The organism is Bacillus sp. FSL K6-2861, from assembly GCF_038630725.1.
Taxonomy (GTDB): domain Bacteria; phylum Bacillota; class Bacilli; order Bacillales; family Bacillaceae; genus Bacillus; species Bacillus velezensis.
In genome coordinates this window covers 2299522-2316550 of sequence record NZ_CP152037.1, presented here as the reverse complement: position 1 = coordinate 2316550, position 17029 = coordinate 2299522, and the positions used below count along the sequence as shown (strand labels likewise).

The following is a 17029-nucleotide window of genomic DNA, read 5'->3' as shown; positions in this document are numbered from 1 at the left end:
AAGAATTGATTCGTTACGGCTGCCTTGTGATGTACGTTGTATTTATGTTCATGAAAAATATTCAGGAATATATCAATCAAAAAGAGCTTGACCCGCGGCTTTCTTTTCAAAAACAGATGAGGCTGGTGTATGAGCGGCCGAAAGCCTTTATGAGAGGCTGCATTGACGTGTCGGGATCGGCAATCGGCATTCATCATGATCAGCCGATCCCGGACGGCCCCGTATTGTATGTGCATCCCAGATTACGCCCGGCTGATCTTCTGCTGCTTGCGGGACATATTGAAGAGCCGGCTGGTTTTATCGCTGGCGAGAAAGCTTTCCGGATGCCGTTTCTCGGAAATTGGCTGCGGCTGATGGGTGTCATTTGTGACGGAGACAGCCGGGATGCCGTGTTTCAGGAGGCAGAAGTCCGTCTGCAAAAAGGGCAAAGCCTGATTCTGTCCGAAGACGGCAAAATCAATCCGGAGGAACTGGCCCTTCGTTTCGATCTCCCGATTGTGCCTGTCAGCACTTCGGGAACAGACCGGCTGCTGCGGGGCAGATTACTGAAACGGCTGAAACCGGCTGACATTGAATTACATATAAAGCCCGCTTATTATCCGGCCGGTCAGAAACGGCTTCGTGCATAAAAAAAGCACAGCCTCTATAGAGAGGCTGTGCTTTTTATTTCAGATAAAGGGGACTTTGACGCAATAAAATAAAATACAGAAAAACATCGAGGCGCTGCCGCCTAAAACAAAACTGTGCCAAATGGCGTGATGATACGGAACCTTTCTCCAAATATAAAATATTGTGCCGGCGGAATACAATAAGCCGCCGAAAAGAAGAAGGCCGAAACCGGGGCCTGACAGCGAAGCGTACAGCGGTTTAATGGCGACGATGATCAGCCAGCCCATCATTAAATAGACAAGCGTTGAAAAAATGATAAACCGCTTCACGAAAAAGATTTTAAACACGATGCCTCCGATGGCAAGCGACCAAACAATAATTAAAAGGGTCAGACCGAGCGCCCCTTTTAGGGGTCCTAATAAAAATGGCGTATATGTTCCGGCTATTAATACGTATATCGCGGAATGATCCACAATCTCAAGAATGTCTTTCGTTTTTTTATGCTGAATGCTGTGCAAAAGAGTCGAGCTGAGATACAGCAGCAGCATTGAAGCGCCGAAGATTGAAAAGCTGACGATGTCTGTCGGCGAGCCGTATTTCACCGCGAAGATAATGAGAAAAATAAGCGCCGGAATCGACAGCAATACACCGATTCCGTGTGTGACGGCATTTGCGATTTCTTCTTTTATTGTGAACAATCAAATGTCCTCCTTTTTAAAGGATTTGCTTTTGCAGTGACTGCAAAAAGCTCAACCCTTCTAATGTAATTTTTGTTCCAGCGCGTCCACGGCCTTTTGTCACATAGTTCATCTTTTCTAAGTAATCAAGCCTGTTTCTGACCTGCTGGGGCGATAATGTCATTGTGCTGTTTTCGCTTAATTCGGATATGCTCCGTCTGCTGGCGGGTTCGCCTTTTGTATTTAAGTCTTTAATTGATTCCAAAATAAACAAAAACTCTTCTTTCTCCATCAATGTCAGCCGTTTTTCTTTTTTCTTAGCTGTTTTCGCTTTCTGGCTGTTTTTGATATATAGCGGGACATCATCGGGATAAATCGTGCTGCCGGATGCTGCCGCGGCCATATAGTGCACCGCATTTTCAAGTTCTCTGATGTTGCCGTTAAAGGTGTGCCGCTCAAACAGCGGATAAACGGACGGATCGATATGAATATGCTGCCCCGAGGCTGTCAGCATATGCTGCAGAAGAAGCGGTATATCGCTTTTTCGTTCAGATAAAGCAGGGAGCGGAAGGCATAACACGTGAAGCCTGTAAAATAAATCTTGGCTGAACGTATTTTCTGCGCCGGTATCGCCAAGATCCGCCGTGCTGCTAGCAATGATGCGGGCGGAAAGCCCGGCATCCAGCTCGGAAAGAAGGCGGGCCTGTACCGAGAGCGGCATGTCTCCGATTTCATATAAGAATAATGTTCCGCGGCTGGCCCTGTTTAATGCGCCTTCAGCGCCGAACAGTTCATATTCGAGCCGCTCTTCGCTTTGGCTGCAGTGAACGGTAATAAATAGTTCGCTGTTTCTGCGGGATTTATGGTGGATCGCTCTGGCCATTTGTTTTTTTCCGGTTCCGACTTCACCTGTTATGAAGACCGGCAAATCAGATAAGGCAAATTGCGAGGCCAATCGTTTTGCTTCTGAAAAGGTGTGATGTTCGCCGGCCAGCTGATAAAAAGGATCAGTTTGTTCAATTACACTCATGAATTGGCTCCTTTTGGTTCTAATTGGTTTAAGTATAACATGTTTATGCCATCGAAAAAATCTTTTTCTCTTGTATCGGTTCATTTATTTTTATTTACAAAATTAAAATAATTATCTTATTATTTGAATATTCATGTTATAATGGCATATTAAATAGGGATTTAAATAAGAAAGGACTCTGTAAATGAAACCGTTGCTTAAAGAAGACTCTCTCATCCAGGTAAAAGACATTTTAAAAGCGCACCAAAACGTAAAGGACGTTGTGATACATACGCCTTTGCAGAGGAATGACAGACTTTCTGAGAGGTATGGCTGCAATATCTATTTGAAAAGAGAAGACCTGCAGGTGGTCAGATCATTTAAGCTCAGAGGGGCTTATAATAAAATGAGGCAGCTCTCAAAAGAGCAGACTGAAAACGGAATTGTATGCGCAAGTGCGGGAAACCATGCGCAGGGGGTTGCGTTTTCATGCAAACACCTCGGCATTCACGGCAAGATTTTTATGCCGTCAACCACACCGAGACAGAAAGTATCCCAAGTGGAACTGTTCGGAAAAGAATTTGTTGAAATCATATTGACGGGTGACACTTTCGATGATGCGTATAAGAGTTCTGCGGAATGCTGTGAAAAAGAAAACCGCACGTTTATTCATCCGTTTGACGATCCCGATGTCATGGCCGGACAGGGAACGGCTGCCATCGAAATTTTAAATGACATTGACGTTGAACCGCATTTTCTTTTTGCAAGCGTAGGGGGAGGAGGACTCCTGTCCGGGCTCGGCACGTACATGAAAAACATCTCGCCGGATACAAAAATCATAGCGGTTGAGCCGAAGGGCGCAGCCTCCTATTTTGAATCGAAAAAAGCCGGACAAGTGGTTGAACTCGAGAAAATTGATAAATTTGTCGATGGGGCGGCCGTAAAAAAAATCGGCGCTGAAACCTTTCAAACGCTCGAAACCGTCGTCGATGACGTTGTGCTTGTCCCGGAAGGAAAAGTGTGCAGCACGATTCTCGAATTATATAATCAATGCGCCATCGTAGCGGAGCCGGCGGGTGCATTGTCCGTGTCAGCACTTGATCTGTACAAGGAAGAGATTAAAGGGAAAAACGTCATCTGCGTGGTCAGCGGAGGGAATAACGACATCGGCAGAATGCAGGAGATGAAGGAGCGCTCCATGATTTATGAGGGGCTGCAGCATTATTTTATTGTTAATTTCCCGCAAAGGGCGGGAGCGCTTCGCGAATACCTTGATGAGGTGCTCGGTCCTGATGATGACATCACCCGGTTTGAATACACGAAAAAAAATAACAAAAGCAGCGGCCCCGCATTGGTCGGCATTGAGCTTAAGCATCGGGAAGATTACGGCGCGCTCATTGCCCGGATGAATCAAAAAGGATTTCATTACGTAGAGGTGAATAAAGATCAGGATCTGTTCCACCTGTTAATCTGACTTTTTTTAGAACGGCCGCGCAAAATGACAGACACGCTTTCTCAGATTGTATATAATAAAAAGAAAACAATCGAAAAAGAAGGATTGATATCTTGTTACTCAAAAGCCTAGAGTTCAAACGACAGGACGGGATTCAGGTAAAAGTGACAGAAATACCGGTTGTCACGGAAGGTGAACATTATTTTTTTCAAATTCATCAGCACCTTGAGCTTTATTTGAGAGAGGTTTTTGCTTCACAAAGTGTGAGAACAGTGTATTCATTCCGACAATATGTCAAGCGCCGTATGAAGTGGAAAGATTACGAGGCCGTTTTCAACCAAGAGATTTTAAAACATAACGCATAACGGTGCATATTCCTTAGCGCCTTCCTTTTGATAAGGGAGGGTGCGGGAATTTTTTTATGATGAATGCTGTAAGCGTTTTATCCATGGGGGGAATGGAAATGAAAAAAATGAAAATCTTCGCTGCCGTCTTTTGTTTGCTGCTCTTGTGCGCCTGCGGGGGGAAAACGATAAAAGACCCGCTGAACTATCAGATTGAACCGTTTTCATACCAGAACCAAGACGGGAAAACAGTGTCACTGAAAAGCCTGAAGGGGCATGTCTGGATTGCCGACTTTATGTTTACAAATTGTAATACGGTCTGTCCGCCGATGACGGCCCACATGACCGAACTGCAAAAAAAACTGAAGGCTGAGAATCTGGACGTGCGGATTGTGTCGTTCAGTGTAGATCCTGAAAAGGATACGCCGAAACAGCTGAAAGCCTTTGCTTCCAAATATCCGCTTTCGCTTCGCAACTGGGATTTTCTGACCGGTTACAGCCAAAAGGACATTGAAGATTTTGCCCTGAACAGCTTTAAAGCAATCGTCAAAAAGCCGGAGGGAGAGGACCAGGTCATACATAAAACCTCTTTTTATTTAGTCGGACCTGACGGAAAGGTGCTTAAAGATTATGACGGCGTGCAGAAGGTTCCGTATGATGACATCCTCTCAGATGTCAGAGCGGCTGAGGAGCTCAAGTAAACTGGCAGATTAGACATTTTCAAATCTGAAAAAACATGTTACACTTTCCACTAGTAGACGGGGAAGGAGCAACCAGATTGAAGCTGCGAATGTTCTCATTGATCGCCGGACTGGCCTTGCTTTTATCAGCTTGTTCTGTCCAGCGCACCGGTTCTGACGCTGAAGAACCGAAAACGAAAGATCATATTGTCATAGCTGCGGTCGGTGATTCATTGACTGAAGGAGTAGGAGATCCTGACGGTTCAGGATACGTCGGCAGGACAGCGGAGTCTCTTAAGAAAAAGGGACATGTGAAAACGGTAGATATTAAAAATTATGCGGTGCAGGGTGACAAAACGTCGGACCTGCTGGAAAAGCTTGATAATAAAAAAGTTCAGAAATCATTAAAGAGCGCCGACTATATCTTTTTTACCATCGGCGGCAATGACTTAATGAAGGTGCTCCGCCAGAATATGATGCAGCTGACGGTTCAGCCGTTCCAAAAGGAAGAGAAACCTTTTGAAAAACGGTTCAAGGCGATCGTTTCAAAAATCCGCAAATATAATGAAAACGCGGAGCTGGTGTATGTCAGCATGTATAACCCATTCACGTTTACGCTGCCTGAATTAAAAGAAATTAATGGGGTTGTAACGGATTGGAACAAGATCGCCGCAAAAGAGCTGGAAAAAGATCCTCACGCCGCCGCGGTGAATGTTGAAGACTTGTTCAGTCAAAAAAGCGGCAGCAGACGGATTTCAAAGGATGATGATTTTCATCCGAACGCAAAAGGGTATGCACTCATCGCCGACCGATTATACGGTATCATTGAAAAACAAGGGTTACCAGCAGAATAGGGTGAAATGATGAAAAAGTGGAAATCGCTGTTTTTTGTTCTTCTCGCACTCAATGTGATTGCCGCCGCGGTAATTGTGACATTATTGGTTATGCCGGGAGAGCAGGCGAAAATACAAAATCAGACAAAAAGTGAGTATGGCTTTCATATCACGAGCTCGAAAGAATCTCTTGCCAGGTTTGTGAATGCGTACTTAAAAGAGAAGGCATCGAATCAGCTTGACTACAAAGTGGACATCAATAACGATGTGCACGTGGCAGGTAAAATCAAAGCATTCTCAACCTCCATTAACGCGGTCGTCACATTTGAACCGTCCGTACAGGAGAACGGAGATGTGATTTTGAAAGTGACGAAGTTTTCCTTAGGCGAATTAAGCCTGCCGATCAGCTTTGTGCTGAATTATATGGACAGCTTTTATGAACTCCCGTCATTTGTGCACGTTCATTCCGGGGATAAAAGCATCGAGATCCGTCTGTCGGAAATGCCTTTAGACAACGGCATGTATGTAAAAGCGGATAAAATCAATCTCGACACGGATGAAATTGAATTTTCCTATTATCATCCGAAACAATAAGTTTTCATAAAAAAAACACAGATCCTTTCAGGGATTTGTGTTTTTTCGTGTCAGCGTTTTTTGTCCAGCTTGCTGAACAGTTTGATTAACGTTGCGAGCTCTTCATCAGAGTAGCAGTCAAACCGTTTAAAAAAGTATTCTGTTTTTTTTTGGTTGAAATGATCGACAATTTTCTCCCCGGCTTCCGTAATATGGATTCTGATAATTCGCCTGTCCTCTTTGGAACGGATGCGGGTGATCCATTCCTTTTCTACTAAAGCGTCGGTCACTGCGGTAATATGGCTTGCGGAGACCTCAAGAATGGGGGCGAATTCCGTTACTTTTTTAGGCCCTTGTTCACTGAGAATCCGCAAAATAGTGAATTCGTTCCTGGACAGCTCTTTATCTAGAATTTCATTAACTTCATTTCTGATTTGTTTAAACACTTTTCGAAGCAAAGCTTCCATATCATACATCATTTGTGTCCTTACTTTCAAATCATGAACCTCCAATATGTAGTCAGCGTGGCATTCGTTCAGCTTCCCCTGAAAGCAGAATTATTTTTATTCTGTTTATACATGCTATAATATAATAATACCACGTATGAACAAAGGAGGGCACCCGTATGTCAGAAAAAAAAGAAATCGCCACATTTGCAGGCGGCTGTTTTTGGTGCATGGTGAAGCCGTTTGACGAACAGCCCGGGATTGAAAAGGTGGTGTCCGGCTATACAGGAGGTCATACTGAGAATCCGACTTACGAAGAAGTGTGCAGTGAAACGACCGGACACAGAGAAGCCGTTCAAATCACATTTCAACCTGACATTTATCCGTACGAAAAGCTTGTCGAGCTGTTTTGGCAGCAGATCGACCCGACTGATGCAGGCGGCCAGTTTGCAGACCGCGGAAGTTCATATCGGGCGGCGATATATTACCATAATGATGAACAAAAACAAATCGCTGAAGCCTCAAAAAAACAGCTTGAAGAAAGCGGCATATTTAAAAAGCCGATCGTGACAGACATCTTGAAGGCTGAGCCTTTTTATGAAGCGGAAGGCTATCATCAGCACTTTTATAAGAAAAATCCTGATCACTACGGGCGCTACCGTGTAGGTTCCGGACGTCAAGGCTTTCTGGATGAGCATTGGAGGGACAGATAAGATGGCTTTTAATAAAGAAGAAAAAATCAAATCATTAAACCGCATGCAATATGAAGTCACACAAAATAATGGAACGGAGCCGCCGTTTCAAAATGAATTCTGGGATCACAAAGAAGAGGGGCTGTATGTTGATATCGTATCGGGAAAGCCCTTGTTTACTTCTCTGGATAAATTCGATTCGCATTGCGGCTGGCCCAGTTTTACAAAACCGATTGAGGAAGAAGAGGTTGACGAAAAACTGGACACAAGCCACGGGATGATCCGGACGGAAGTGAGAAGCAAAACAGCTGATTCCCACTTAGGCCACGTATTTAATGACGGTCCGGGGCCAAGCGGTCTCCGTTATTGCATTAACTCTGCGGCACTCCGGTTTATTCCGAAAGACAAGCTGAAGGAAGAGGGCTATGAAGCCTGTCTGCATTTATTTGAAAAATAAAGCTCAGCAATGAGGCCTGCCTATCAGACAGGCCTTTTTTCTATGTTTTTTTTTCTTCATGTAATCGTTCAATAATATTTACGATTGTGTCTTTTGTGATGAGCGGCGCCTGATCGGATTGATATCTGGGGAGATTGACCTTCCGAAATTCCGGATGTTTGGCGGGGTCGGGCAATATCGCGTAAAGATTGCCCCATTCATATAAAGATTCCGTCTCATGAGGAGAGGTCAGTTCTTCATGAAGCTTCTCACCGGGGCGTTTTCCCACTTCAACAGCGGCGGGGCGCGGCAGCCCGTGCCGGGACGCATATTCCTCAAACCCGTGAAGCAATTCTTCAAGCCTCAGGGACTCCATTTTAAAAATAAATGTTTCTCCGCCCTTTGTAATCGCCGCAGATTGCAGGGTGAGCGTTGCGGCGTCATCAATCGACATAAAAAACCTCGTCATGTTTTTATCCGTAATGGTGAGCGGACCGCCTGCCATCAATTGCTCAAATAAAATAGGAATAACAGAACCGCGTGAACCGAGCACATTGCCGAAGCGGACCGAACAAAATACCGTACCGCGGTTTTGAACATGATGATTCGCCTGATGAAACAGCTTCTCGGACAACAGCTTCGTAGCTCCCATTGTGTTTACCGGGGAAACGGCTTTATCGGTTTTTTAAGGTATTTACTGTATTGTGAGGGACTATCAGTGACGGTGAGATCGAAAGCGAAAAATTAAACCTCAGGATAGGGGTGATTTCAAACTGAGCCGGAATCGGCCCTTTTCTTTTTTGTGTCATCGTAACGATAACATCTTTGAAGACCATTCTTAATAGCGCGTTCTTTTTCTCTGTGCTTGATTCAATGTGATATTGATCAATTATCTTATTTATGTTGTTTCTGACTGTATTACAGTCTATTTCTGATTGCGCTTCTTGAGTTCCATTGAGCTCATGCTTGGCAATCTGGAGTTCTTTAAATTCTTCATCTAAAACAGCTTTTCTTTTCAAAAAAAGTTCATCAGTGTAAATGCCGCTCTCATATTTCTCGAAGATAAAATTCTCTTTGTTTTTTAACTCTTGTTCTTTTTGTGAAAGATGTTCAGACATTTGCTTTTTTGTTTTCACATTACTATTTACGTCTTCGTATTTAGAAATCATTGAAGTGATATGTTTTGTTAAAGTCTTATTATCTAAGTTGCTTAAAGAAGAGAGGTAATCCAAAATGGCATATTCAACATCGTTATATCTTACATAAGTGCATTTATTCTTTTTGCAAGTGAGTGATTTAACGTGATACACACTTTCCGTGCCGTTTTTGTTTTCTCGCGTTCTCCTAGTTTCGTATTTAGATAATGGTTCACCGCACTTAGAACAAGCGCATACGCCTGCCAATTCACTTAATTCCAATGCATTTTTATTAGGCAGCAGGGGGACTTTGTTTGCAATTTTATCTTGTGATTGTTGAAATTGTTCTTGATCTATTATAGGGGCATGTGCATCCGATACCACAATTTGTTCCTTTTCAGGTCTAATTGTTCGTTTACCGTCTTTTGTTTTTTCCCTAACCTTATATTTAACAGTTCCGATATACGCTTCGTTTTGCAGAATTGCTTTAATTGTGTATTGATTCCAGCGCTTTTTTCCTGATGGAGTCGGTATTTGTAATTTTGTTAAGTGAGAAGCAATCGCTGTATAACTATAATCTTTTCCATTCAACCCATTTAAAAAGATGTTAAAGATGAATTGAACGACTTTTGCTTTTTCTTCGACTGGGACTAGTTTGGATGTTTTTTTGTTTAACCGGTATCCATAAGGCGCTAGTCCGGAAATCCATTTCCCTTGTGCCGCATATGTGTATTTAGCGCCTGTCATACGCTCTCTGGTCATTTCAAATTCTTCTCTGGCCATAAACAATTCAAAACGAATCTGACGCATGTCTGCAGGGTTTCGAGGGTCATAAACTTTATATGGTGTAATGATAATCAATCGCTTGCTTTGAAGAAGGTTAACAATTTGTCCCGCATCACTGTAGCTCCCGCGGCTGAGTCTTGTTATTTCTTTAACAGCAATTGCCTGGTACTTGCCTTCCTCGAGGTCTTTAAGACATTCTTTAAAAACAGGGCGGCCCTCAATGCTTTCCCCAGACCCGATTTCCATTTTTAATTCATAGGGGATTTCAATCGACTTCAGTATTTTATTCATGAGTTCTTTTTGTTCTGTTAGCGTATCTTCACCTGTTCTTTTTTCTCGCTCCATATCCTGACGAGAGCGTCTAAGATAACCCAAAATATTTGTAATGTTGTAAGAATGAACGATGTTTTTTAACTCCAAAAAATCAGCACCTCCTCTTTATTGTATTTACTGTAAAAAGAGAAGTATTCGTACAATATTCTGTCTGACATTGAATACGAAAATAACGTAATAAATATTGTAGGGGCTGTATTCTTTAAGTGTTGGGCTAAAGAGCTCGCTCATACGCTTATGTTTTTTTTGTTTAGCCTAAGAAAATACCCAAATAAAAAAAGAAGCCTCAGAGGACTTCAAAATAATTAATTCTTCTCACATGCAAAGTTGTCATTATCCCGATCCATCTTAGATGTATAAGCAGGGTGAGTGCTTGGTACTCCATGCGGATATTTCTTTCTCAGCTCTGTGCAGTTTGCAAAGTGTTCTGTTCCTCCAGCAGAAGGGGAGGCTTGTACAGAGTTAGAAGAGCTGCTTGATGCTGAACTACTTGAATGTGAACTGTTTGAGCTCGATTTATGTGTCTCGGATTGGTGTGTTGTAACGGACTTTTGAGCCGGCTTAGATACACTTACTGATTTCTTCGGTTTCGTTGCGCAGCCATTAAATCCTTTATCAGTTGCATAGCCATTCTTACTCCAAATCTTCAAGTCTTTATCTTTAGCAACCTGTTCATCTTTCTTATACGTGTCTAAATACTTCGTGTTTGGCTCATATACATAAGCTACTCGAGCTAATCCTTCTTTAAGCAGTGTTTCTTGTACTGATTTGCCATCCACATAAACGTAAGCCAGCATTCTGCCATACTTGTCTGTACGATCTCCTTTATCAAACTCCAGTCGAAGCTTGCCGTTGTTGACTAGCTGTTTGTTTCTTGCTGAAGCATCCTCACCATATGGTTGTACGCAAGAGTTTGGCTTTTTAGTTTCAGGAGTGTCAACCAGCAAATAACGAACTGTTTTGATTTCGCCTTTATAGTTAACTTTAATTGTATTCCCATCAACTGTTCTGTTAAGTGTTACATCGACCAGCTTTTTCTTATTGTCAGATGTCTTTTTATCCGACGAATCCTTCTTTGAAGCATTTTCGGCTTTTTCATTCTTGTTATTGCTTTTGTCGTTTGATTGAGTGTCTGTCTTTGTCTCTTTTGCATCCTTTTCTTCTTGCTGCGATGTTTTAGCTGTATCGGAATCTGTTTTATCTGTAGAAGTAGAATCAGACCCACACGCAGCTAAAGAAAAGCTTAGAGACAAAACTCCAATACCTAACAACAATTTCTTCAATGTAATTCCCCCAAATTTGTTTGTTCTGTCTCTTTATCGGACAAATCTTCCTAATTATAAGTATAAAACCAATGATTGTAAAATTGGTTTTATTTAAAAGTTCTCATCTTTTGTGTGGTAAAATTTAGTGGACGTGTTTGTGAAGGAGGAGATTTTATGAAAGAAGGAAAGTTAGTTCACATGACTCTTGATGGTATTAAGAAAGCAGTTTCTAAATATGGTACATTTCCTATGTTTCATCATGGGGGACATGTCATGGAAGATGCTACTTTTCATTTCAGAGATCCAGCAAACCCTCAAGAAGTAACTAATCTAGAAAAGAAGTTAGGAGTTTCTTTCCCTAATGATTACAAAGAGTTTTTGTTTAAACACAATGGAATGGAAATGTTTAATGGTGTTGAATTACTTAGCACAGAAGGAATTATTGAATATAATGAAGTTCAAGATTTCCCCGAGGGATACGTCCTAATTGGATATCATATGATGGAAGATATGTAATAGACACAAACAAATCAAGAAACGGATTAGGTTATATGCTATATCTAGATTCAATTGATGATATTGAAGATGCAGTTAACTTAGATTCTAATTTTGAGATATGGTTTGATATGTTAGTGTCTTCTAACGGGACGAAATATTGGGAAGTGAGTCCGAATATACAAGAGTATTATAAACATGTTTCAGAATAAAAGACTCCGATTTGGAGTCTTTCAATTATTTGTTTCTTATTTCTTTTTTGTATAGGAAGCCACACTGGATCTACTTCACTCCTACATCAAGAGGAATTAAATTGCTTTTCTAGTTTCCACCGCCATTATTCTTTTGGAAGTTGATGATGAATCTCAAATTTAACCCACGTTTTCTTGCCATACTTTTTACCAACCGATATCGTCTAGCTGTTTTTCAAGTTTCGATATTTTTACCTTTAAAATACTTATTTCTTCTTTAATTTCTTCTAGTGTTGCTCCGCTTGTGCTATAACCTTTGTAATGTGCGGTCACGTAATCAACGTCTTCAAGTTGGCGAAGTCTTTCTCTTAATTGACCTAGCTGATTAATTTGTTTTTCATATTGCAATTCATTCATATGAATCATTACCCCCGGTATAAATTTGCTTGTTATGCTAGTGCATTAGGAATTGGAAGTTGTGGGCCTTTTCCTTCTCTAGCAAGAACCCAATCATCGTTGTCCCACATTTCTGTTTTTCTACGGCCTCGGAAATAATCCCAGTGAGAATCTATTTCCATTTCAATGATCGATCCGTTCGCTCCTAAGGTAACCCAGTTATAGCTACCATTGCTATGACCAAATTTAATCCATTGGATAGGGAACTGATTAACTTTTCCATTCTCATCAATAAACTGACGTTGTTGATTATCAATTCTTATAAAAGACAATCCCATTGCATAACTGGGCTTTATCTTTGAAAAAATCCCTTCAGCCATTTCTTTTGCACGGTCTGTGGATAGGAACTTACCTTCGGGAACGACTGAGAGATTTTTCAAACTGATCATTTCGTCTCCCTCAAATACAGCAATAATTCTTGGTCCATTTAAAATGAATTTTCCGTTTTTTTGATAGCGTAAAATAGTTACATTATTACCATTTCTTGTTTCTGTTCGCTTCTCCACTAATCGATAATGAGAAGGAATAGTTACGACTTGTTGAATTTTTTCTTCTTTATTCATGAATAGGACATCCTTACTTATTTGCTAATTTGTTTATGGATTCAATAAAATACTTTCTTTCTTTTTGTGAAAGTGAAGACAGAAACTCATTGTTTACCTCTTCGATACTTTCCATGATCGTTGGGTACATTTTTTCCCCTGCTTTAGTTAAAGATAATAAAAAACCTCTTCGGTCATTAGGATTTTCTTTTTTACAAATAAAATTCAGCTCAATCAATTTTTTTATTGCCCTTGTTACATTACTAGGATTTACTCCTGTAAGCTGCACAATTTTTTCTTGGGGGAGATCACCAAATTCAAATAATTTAACAATATAATAATAAAGACTAGAATTTAAATGATGTGAAATGAGTTTTTGATCTAATTTTTTTATATAGTATCGACGCATAATTTGTAACCATTTAAGTAAATCCATCTCATTAACTTCCGACATCAAACCACTCCAAACTCAGAAATGTATTTTCTTGCGCAAGCAAATAATATAACATCTAATCATTATTGTCAATTAAGAAGTACTATAAGTTCAGGAGGTTTTCGGTACAACCATCGGATGAAACTGTAGGTTTTGTTAAAGGGTTCTGAATCCTAAACAAAAGCACTTTAACAAAAAGAAAGAAGTCCTTTAGATGCCTTATGTTGTGGTAAAATTTAGATGAGAATAAGTGGAAAGGAGATAGATATGAAAGTATTTGAAGCATCCTCGTTAATCTCAGCAGCTGAAAAGCGAGCAAAAGAATACGATCAGATTAGAGAACAATTTATTAATCTCAGGAAAGCTTTTCAGGGAATGGCTGATTTAGATGACAGTGAGTTTTCAGGTAAAGGTGCTGATAACATCAAAGCATTCTTCCAAGATCACGCTGGTGTCACAGACAGCTGGCTTGATCTGATCGATATGAAGATTGCTTTTCTTAACAGTATTTCAGGAAAAGTAGCTGATGCCGGATTAGCCGATTCGTTTGTGGAAGAGTCATTTTTAGAACACGAGCTGATCCATGCGAAGAATAAATCAAAAGCTATCATGCAGGAGCAGCGCAATGAAATGAGGGATATTCTTAACGAGATAAGCGATATCGTTCATCTTGATGTCTTTTCTACAGAGGATGTCGATCAAAAGCTTGAGTCAGCTGATAAAAAAAGAAGCGACACGATACATAAACTCGGCAAACTTGATCATGATCTAACGAAAGAATACGCAGAAACCGAGGCAAACGAACATTTCATTCAGGCAGATTTTCAGTAGCTCCAAAACGCTACGGGAAAAGGGAAAAACGCCACTCCGCTTCACTATAACGCCAAGGCATACAGGGAAAGTGACATACATAAGAAAAAAGGCGAGATTGCAAGACATTCAGACACATATTTAACGTTTAAGAAGGAAGAAGCAAAAGAGCGGGAAATCAAGGATCTGAAGAAAAAGCTCGCTGACGGTGTGACCGATCCGGATGAATATTTGGAAATTGCGAAGAAGATCGGCTATGAAAACCTTGAACCTTCCCAGCAGCAATATGTCATTCAGCTTGAACAAGCAAAACAGCTGGAAGAAGCCGGAGAAGTGACTTGGGATATTTTAAAAGGAGCCGGCGTCGGTCTATATGATGTCGGGAAAGACACGGTAACCGGTTTATGGGACTTCATAACCGATCCGGGAGAAACCTTGTCAGCACTGGGGAATGCAGTACTTCATCCTGTTAAAACATATGATGCTGTTTCGGCAGCAATCGAGGAATCGTATCAAAAAGATATGGTAAATGGAGATGCGTATTCCAGATCAAGATGGGTGACATATGCGGTCGGTTCAGTGGCTGTTGCTGTCGTCGGAACGAAAGGCGCAGGAGCCGTTAACAAAGCAGATGCAGCAGGCAAGGTCATAAACAAGGTAGGGCAGGCAGGGAAGAGAATTAAGGACGTCAAGATTCCAGATTTGCTTCCGTATAATCCTAAGTATAAGCTTGCTCTGACAGGTGACGTGCCATACAATGTAGTGGATGGAGCAAACTTAAAAAATCAACTAATGAGTTTTGCTAAAAAGTCAGATAAAGAAGTAAAACCTTTCGATGTTGTAGATTATAGGCCAAGTAACAGTCCCTTAGAGAATCATCACGGTGTAATGGACGTATGGGCTAAATACAATGTTCCGAATTATGTGAGTAGAGGGAGTAACACACCAACAGTAGCTTTAACTAAGGAACAACACAACGCTACCAAGAAAGTATATAGAGAATGGTTGTTCGAAAAAACAGGGAAGAAAGTTGGCGGCAAAGTAAACTGGAAAGAAGTATCCCCTAGAGAAATACAAGAACTTACTGAGAAAATGTTTGATGCTGCTAATGTTCCTATAGAAGCGAGACAGCAATATTATAATGCATTTAATCAATACAATTTTAGAAAGTAGGTGTGGACTTGAGTATTCATATGTTAATCAAGAAGATTGCTTCTACATCAGACTGCCGGCTGTTTGAAGCTGATGGTCTCCCGACAATAGACGAGAAGCATCAACTACCAAGAGATGTTAGTGAATTTTATGAGCAATGCGGCGGAGCAGTTTTATTCGAAAATGCGGATTATCCAATATATATAGTAAGTCCACATGAGTTTAAATTGGCTAACCCCGTTATTGTTGGAGAACTTTGTGAAGAAGATATTTCATCCGAGTGGTATATTGTTTGTACGGATGGAAAAGGAGAATATCTGACAATTGATTTAAATGAAGATCGTAAAGGTAAGTGTTACGATAGCTTTTTTGATCGACATGGAATTGTTGGTGAAACACAGGTAATAGCCACTTCATTTACTGATTTACTTCAACGGTTGCTTGATAATAAGGGACGGCATTGGTATTGGCTAAGTGATAATTTTATTACATTGGGCGATGCATATGACGGAGACTGAGCTGAACAATCTATATAAAGAGATTGCAGAAACAATAAATGAAATGATCCCCGAGCAATGGGAAAAGTTTTGGTTTTATGCACAAGTTTCGCAAACAGGAGGAGGAACTTATTTTTATTACAATACCCCTGACGAGCCACAAAATTACAAGTATAGCTTAGAAGTACCTTTTATTTTTACAATTGATGAAGATGACTTTACTGAGAAAAAGAGAAAGTTGTTTGATCTGAGTGAGAAGCTACGAGAAGTATTCAAGGAGAACGATCAAGAATTATGGTATTCGTTTACGCTAAGCCTTGAAAGAACAGGTAAATTAAATATCAGTTTTGATTACACTGATTGGTTCAGCACTGATTATAGCTTCAGTGATCAACACATCATTTGGAAACATAAGTATCTAGGTGAGGAACCGTCTGATGCGTCTCTAAAAGGGATAATTGAGGAATATAAAGCTGATTATCCTGAAAACCCGATTTAAGAGGGGATTTTGGAATGAGCATATACGATATCACTGAAAAAATGAACAATTTTGATTTGAATCATTACACATCAAGAAATGAACAAGAAAGCAAAAGAAAAATTAAAGCATTTGAAAACGAATTAAATATAAATCTCGATGAGGTGTACAAAGAATTTGTAATAAGATATGGAGGAAGCACGATACAAGCAGACAATGTGCTATTTCCAAGCTTAGAAGAAAATCCATTGGCTAGTAATAATCATTTAAGATTAGGGCTATTTTATGGGTTTGGGGTAGATGATACTGACTTTGATGTTAAATCAATGACAGTAACTTATGAAGAACAAATGCCAGACTGGATTATTCCGATTGCTGATGGTGATGGAGGAGACCAAATTTGTCTGGGTGTGAAGGGAGAAGAAACAGGGAAAGTTTATTTTTGGGATCATGAATTGACAAATGGAGTAAAAGACACATTTTTGGTCGCAAATTCTTTCTCTGACTTCATTCAAAGTCTGTTTATTGAAGAGGTATCAGATGAGGATGATGAAGACGATGGTATTTTATCTATTGAGCTAGATGATGATTTATTAAACAGTTAAGCAAAAGTATTGCAATTGTGATGAGGTAAGCAGGAGCAAGGATTCTCAATCAAAGTGAAAGTGGTTTAATCCATAAAGCAATAGTATTGCAAATACCA

18 protein-coding genes and 4 pseudogenes are annotated in these 17029 nt (G+C 40.6%); 13 read left to right on the top strand and 9 right to left on the bottom strand.

All coding sequences use genetic code 11. The annotated features are described in order from the left end of the window. Positions 1–5: 5 nt before the first annotated feature. Complete coding sequence (locus NYE62_RS11345) at positions 6–629, top strand: lysophospholipid acyltransferase family protein (RefSeq protein ID WP_342496954.1); 624 nt, start codon at positions 6–8, stop codon at positions 627–629. A 39-nt stretch (positions 630–668) separates the two neighbouring features. On the opposite strand, the gene NYE62_RS11340 is transcribed toward NYE62_RS11345, so the two are convergent. Both NYE62_RS11340 and NYE62_RS11335 read right to left on the bottom strand, forming a co-directional pair. Further along, complete coding sequence (locus tag NYE62_RS11340) at positions 669–1307, bottom strand: hemolysin III family protein (protein ID WP_007409529.1); 639 nt, start codon at positions 1305–1307, stop codon at positions 669–671. A 16-nt stretch (positions 1308–1323) separates the two neighbouring features. Beyond that, complete coding sequence (locus tag NYE62_RS11335) at positions 1324–2316, bottom strand: sigma 54-interacting transcriptional regulator (protein WP_144664630.1); 993 nt, start codon at positions 2314–2316, stop codon at positions 1324–1326. Between the two features lie 184 nt (positions 2317–2500). On the opposite strand from NYE62_RS11335, the gene ilvA reads away from it, so the two are divergent. The 5 genes from ilvA (at position 2501) to NYE62_RS11310 (ending at position 6199) form a co-directional block, all read left to right on the top strand. Beyond that, positions 2501–3769: a threonine ammonia-lyase IlvA gene (gene ilvA, locus NYE62_RS11330; protein ID WP_014418155.1), complete on the top strand. Its 1269-nt coding sequence runs from the start codon at positions 2501–2503 to the stop codon at positions 3767–3769. Between the two features lie 92 nt (positions 3770–3861). Beyond that, positions 3862–4113: a DUF2535 family protein gene (locus NYE62_RS11325; protein ID WP_007409532.1), complete on the top strand. Its 252-nt coding sequence runs from the start codon at positions 3862–3864 to the stop codon at positions 4111–4113. 98 nt (positions 4114–4211) lie between these two features. After that, entirely contained in the window at positions 4212–4793 is a 582-nt protein-coding gene (locus NYE62_RS11320; RefSeq protein WP_099566858.1) for an SCO family protein, read from the top strand. A 77-nt stretch (positions 4794–4870) separates the two neighbouring features. Next, positions 4871–5626, top strand: coding sequence for an SGNH/GDSL hydrolase family protein (locus tag NYE62_RS11315; protein ID WP_060675241.1), 756 nt, complete (start codon positions 4871–4873; stop codon positions 5624–5626). Positions 5627–5635: 9 nt separating this feature from the next. After that, positions 5636–6199 carry a DUF2140 family protein gene (locus tag NYE62_RS11310; protein ID WP_199022651.1) on the top strand — a complete coding sequence of 188 codons (564 nt, stop codon included), beginning with the start codon at positions 5636–5638 and terminating at the stop codon, positions 6197–6199. 50 nt (positions 6200–6249) lie between these two features. Here the strand turns inward: NYE62_RS11310 and NYE62_RS11305 are convergent, their stop codons facing one another. Continuing rightward, positions 6250–6675: a MarR family transcriptional regulator gene (locus NYE62_RS11305; RefSeq protein ID WP_003153639.1), complete on the bottom strand. Its 426-nt coding sequence runs from the start codon at positions 6673–6675 to the stop codon at positions 6250–6252. Positions 6676–6803: 128 nt separating this feature from the next. Between NYE62_RS11305 and msrA the strand changes: the two genes are divergently transcribed. Then, positions 6804–7337, top strand: coding sequence for a peptide-methionine (S)-S-oxide reductase MsrA (gene msrA / locus NYE62_RS11300; RefSeq protein ID WP_003153641.1), 534 nt, complete (start codon positions 6804–6806; stop codon positions 7335–7337). A 1-nt stretch (position 7338) separates the two neighbouring features. Continuing rightward, complete coding sequence (gene msrB, locus NYE62_RS11295) at positions 7339–7773, top strand: peptide-methionine (R)-S-oxide reductase MsrB (protein ID WP_007409536.1); 435 nt, start codon at positions 7339–7341, stop codon at positions 7771–7773. 40 nt (positions 7774–7813) lie between these two features. Here the strand turns inward: msrB and NYE62_RS11290 are convergent. The 3 genes and pseudogenes from NYE62_RS11290 to NYE62_RS11280 all read right to left on the bottom strand — a co-directional run. Continuing rightward, positions 7814–8434: pseudogene (locus NYE62_RS11290) on the bottom strand (polysaccharide biosynthesis protein); the annotation flags it as partial. Continuing rightward, positions 8410–10094: pseudogene (locus NYE62_RS11285) on the bottom strand (recombinase family protein). The pseudogenes NYE62_RS11285 and NYE62_RS11290, both read right to left, overlap by 25 nt. A gap of 218 nt (positions 10095–10312) precedes the next feature. Further along, positions 10313–11290 carry a thermonuclease family protein gene (locus NYE62_RS11280; protein ID WP_342496953.1) on the bottom strand — a complete coding sequence of 326 codons (978 nt, stop codon included), beginning with the start codon at positions 11288–11290 and terminating at the stop codon, positions 10313–10315. Between the two features lie 255 nt (positions 11291–11545). Here NYE62_RS11280 and NYE62_RS11275 point away from each other — a divergent pair. Then, positions 11546–11979, top strand: a pseudogene (locus NYE62_RS11275) (SMI1/KNR4 family protein). 186 nt (positions 11980–12165) lie between these two features. Here NYE62_RS11275 and NYE62_RS11270 read toward each other — a convergent pair. The 3 genes from NYE62_RS11270 to NYE62_RS11260 are packed head-to-tail and all read right to left on the bottom strand — an operon-like array spanning position 12166 to position 13392. Continuing rightward, a complete protein-coding gene (locus tag NYE62_RS11270; RefSeq protein ID WP_064115853.1) occupies positions 12166–12375 on the bottom strand; it encodes a hypothetical protein in 210 nt (69 codons plus the stop codon). Between the two features lie 32 nt (positions 12376–12407). Beyond that, positions 12408–12977, bottom strand: a complete 570-nt coding sequence (locus NYE62_RS11265) for a hypothetical protein (RefSeq protein WP_064115854.1) — start codon at positions 12975–12977, stop codon at positions 12408–12410. Positions 12978–12990: 13 nt separating this feature from the next. Beyond that, entirely contained in the window at positions 12991–13392 is a 402-nt protein-coding gene (locus tag NYE62_RS11260) for a MarR family transcriptional regulator (protein ID WP_222122215.1), read from the bottom strand. A 264-nt stretch (positions 13393–13656) separates the two neighbouring features. Here NYE62_RS11260 and NYE62_RS11255 point away from each other — a divergent pair. From NYE62_RS11255 to NYE62_RS11240, 4 genes and pseudogenes are all read left to right on the top strand, one after another. Beyond that, positions 13657–15372, top strand: a pseudogene (locus NYE62_RS11255) (T7SS effector LXG polymorphic toxin). Between the two features lie 8 nt (positions 15373–15380). Continuing rightward, complete coding sequence (locus NYE62_RS11250; protein ID WP_144664634.1) at positions 15381–15869, top strand: SMI1/KNR4 family protein; 489 nt, start codon at positions 15381–15383, stop codon at positions 15867–15869. After that, the gene (locus NYE62_RS11245) at positions 15856–16347 is read left to right on the top strand and encodes an antitoxin YezG family protein (RefSeq protein ID WP_342496952.1); all 492 of its coding nucleotides are present in this window, start codon (positions 15856–15858) and stop codon (positions 16345–16347) included. Before NYE62_RS11250 ends, NYE62_RS11245 begins: the two co-directional genes overlap by 14 nt. Before the next feature lie 14 nt (positions 16348–16361). After that, the gene (locus NYE62_RS11240) at positions 16362–16931 is read left to right on the top strand and encodes an SMI1/KNR4 family protein (protein ID WP_144664636.1); all 570 of its coding nucleotides are present in this window, start codon (positions 16362–16364) and stop codon (positions 16929–16931) included. Positions 16932–17029: the final 98 nt, after the last annotated feature.

Coding starts and splice junctions, on each gene's coding strand:
- NYE62_RS11335 (WP_144664630.1), bottom strand. CDS start 2,316: ATGAGTGTAATTGAACAAACTGATCCTTTTTATCAGCTGGCCGGCGAA.
- ilvA (WP_014418155.1), top strand. CDS start 2,501: ATGAAACCGTTGCTTAAAGAAGACTCTCTCATCCAGGTAAAAGACATT.
- NYE62_RS11320 (WP_099566858.1), top strand. CDS start 4,212: ATGAAAAAAATGAAAATCTTCGCTGCCGTCTTTTGTTTGCTGCTCTTG.
- NYE62_RS11310 (WP_199022651.1), top strand. CDS start 5,636: ATGAAAAAGTGGAAATCGCTGTTTTTTGTTCTTCTCGCACTCAATGTG.
- msrA (WP_003153641.1), top strand. CDS start 6,804: ATGTCAGAAAAAAAAGAAATCGCCACATTTGCAGGCGGCTGTTTTTGG.
- msrB (WP_007409536.1), top strand. CDS start 7,339: ATGGCTTTTAATAAAGAAGAAAAAATCAAATCATTAAACCGCATGCAA.
- NYE62_RS11270 (WP_064115853.1), bottom strand. CDS start 12,375: ATGAATGAATTGCAATATGAAAAACAAATTAATCAGCTAGGTCAATTA.
- NYE62_RS11265 (WP_064115854.1), bottom strand. CDS start 12,977: ATGAATAAAGAAGAAAAAATTCAACAAGTCGTAACTATTCCTTCTCAT.
- NYE62_RS11260 (WP_222122215.1), bottom strand. CDS start 13,392: ATGGATTTACTTAAATGGTTACAAATTATGCGTCGATACTATATAAAA.
- NYE62_RS11245 (WP_342496952.1), top strand. CDS start 15,856: ATGACGGAGACTGAGCTGAACAATCTATATAAAGAGATTGCAGAAACA.
- NYE62_RS11240 (WP_144664636.1), top strand. CDS start 16,362: ATGAGCATATACGATATCACTGAAAAAATGAACAATTTTGATTTGAAT.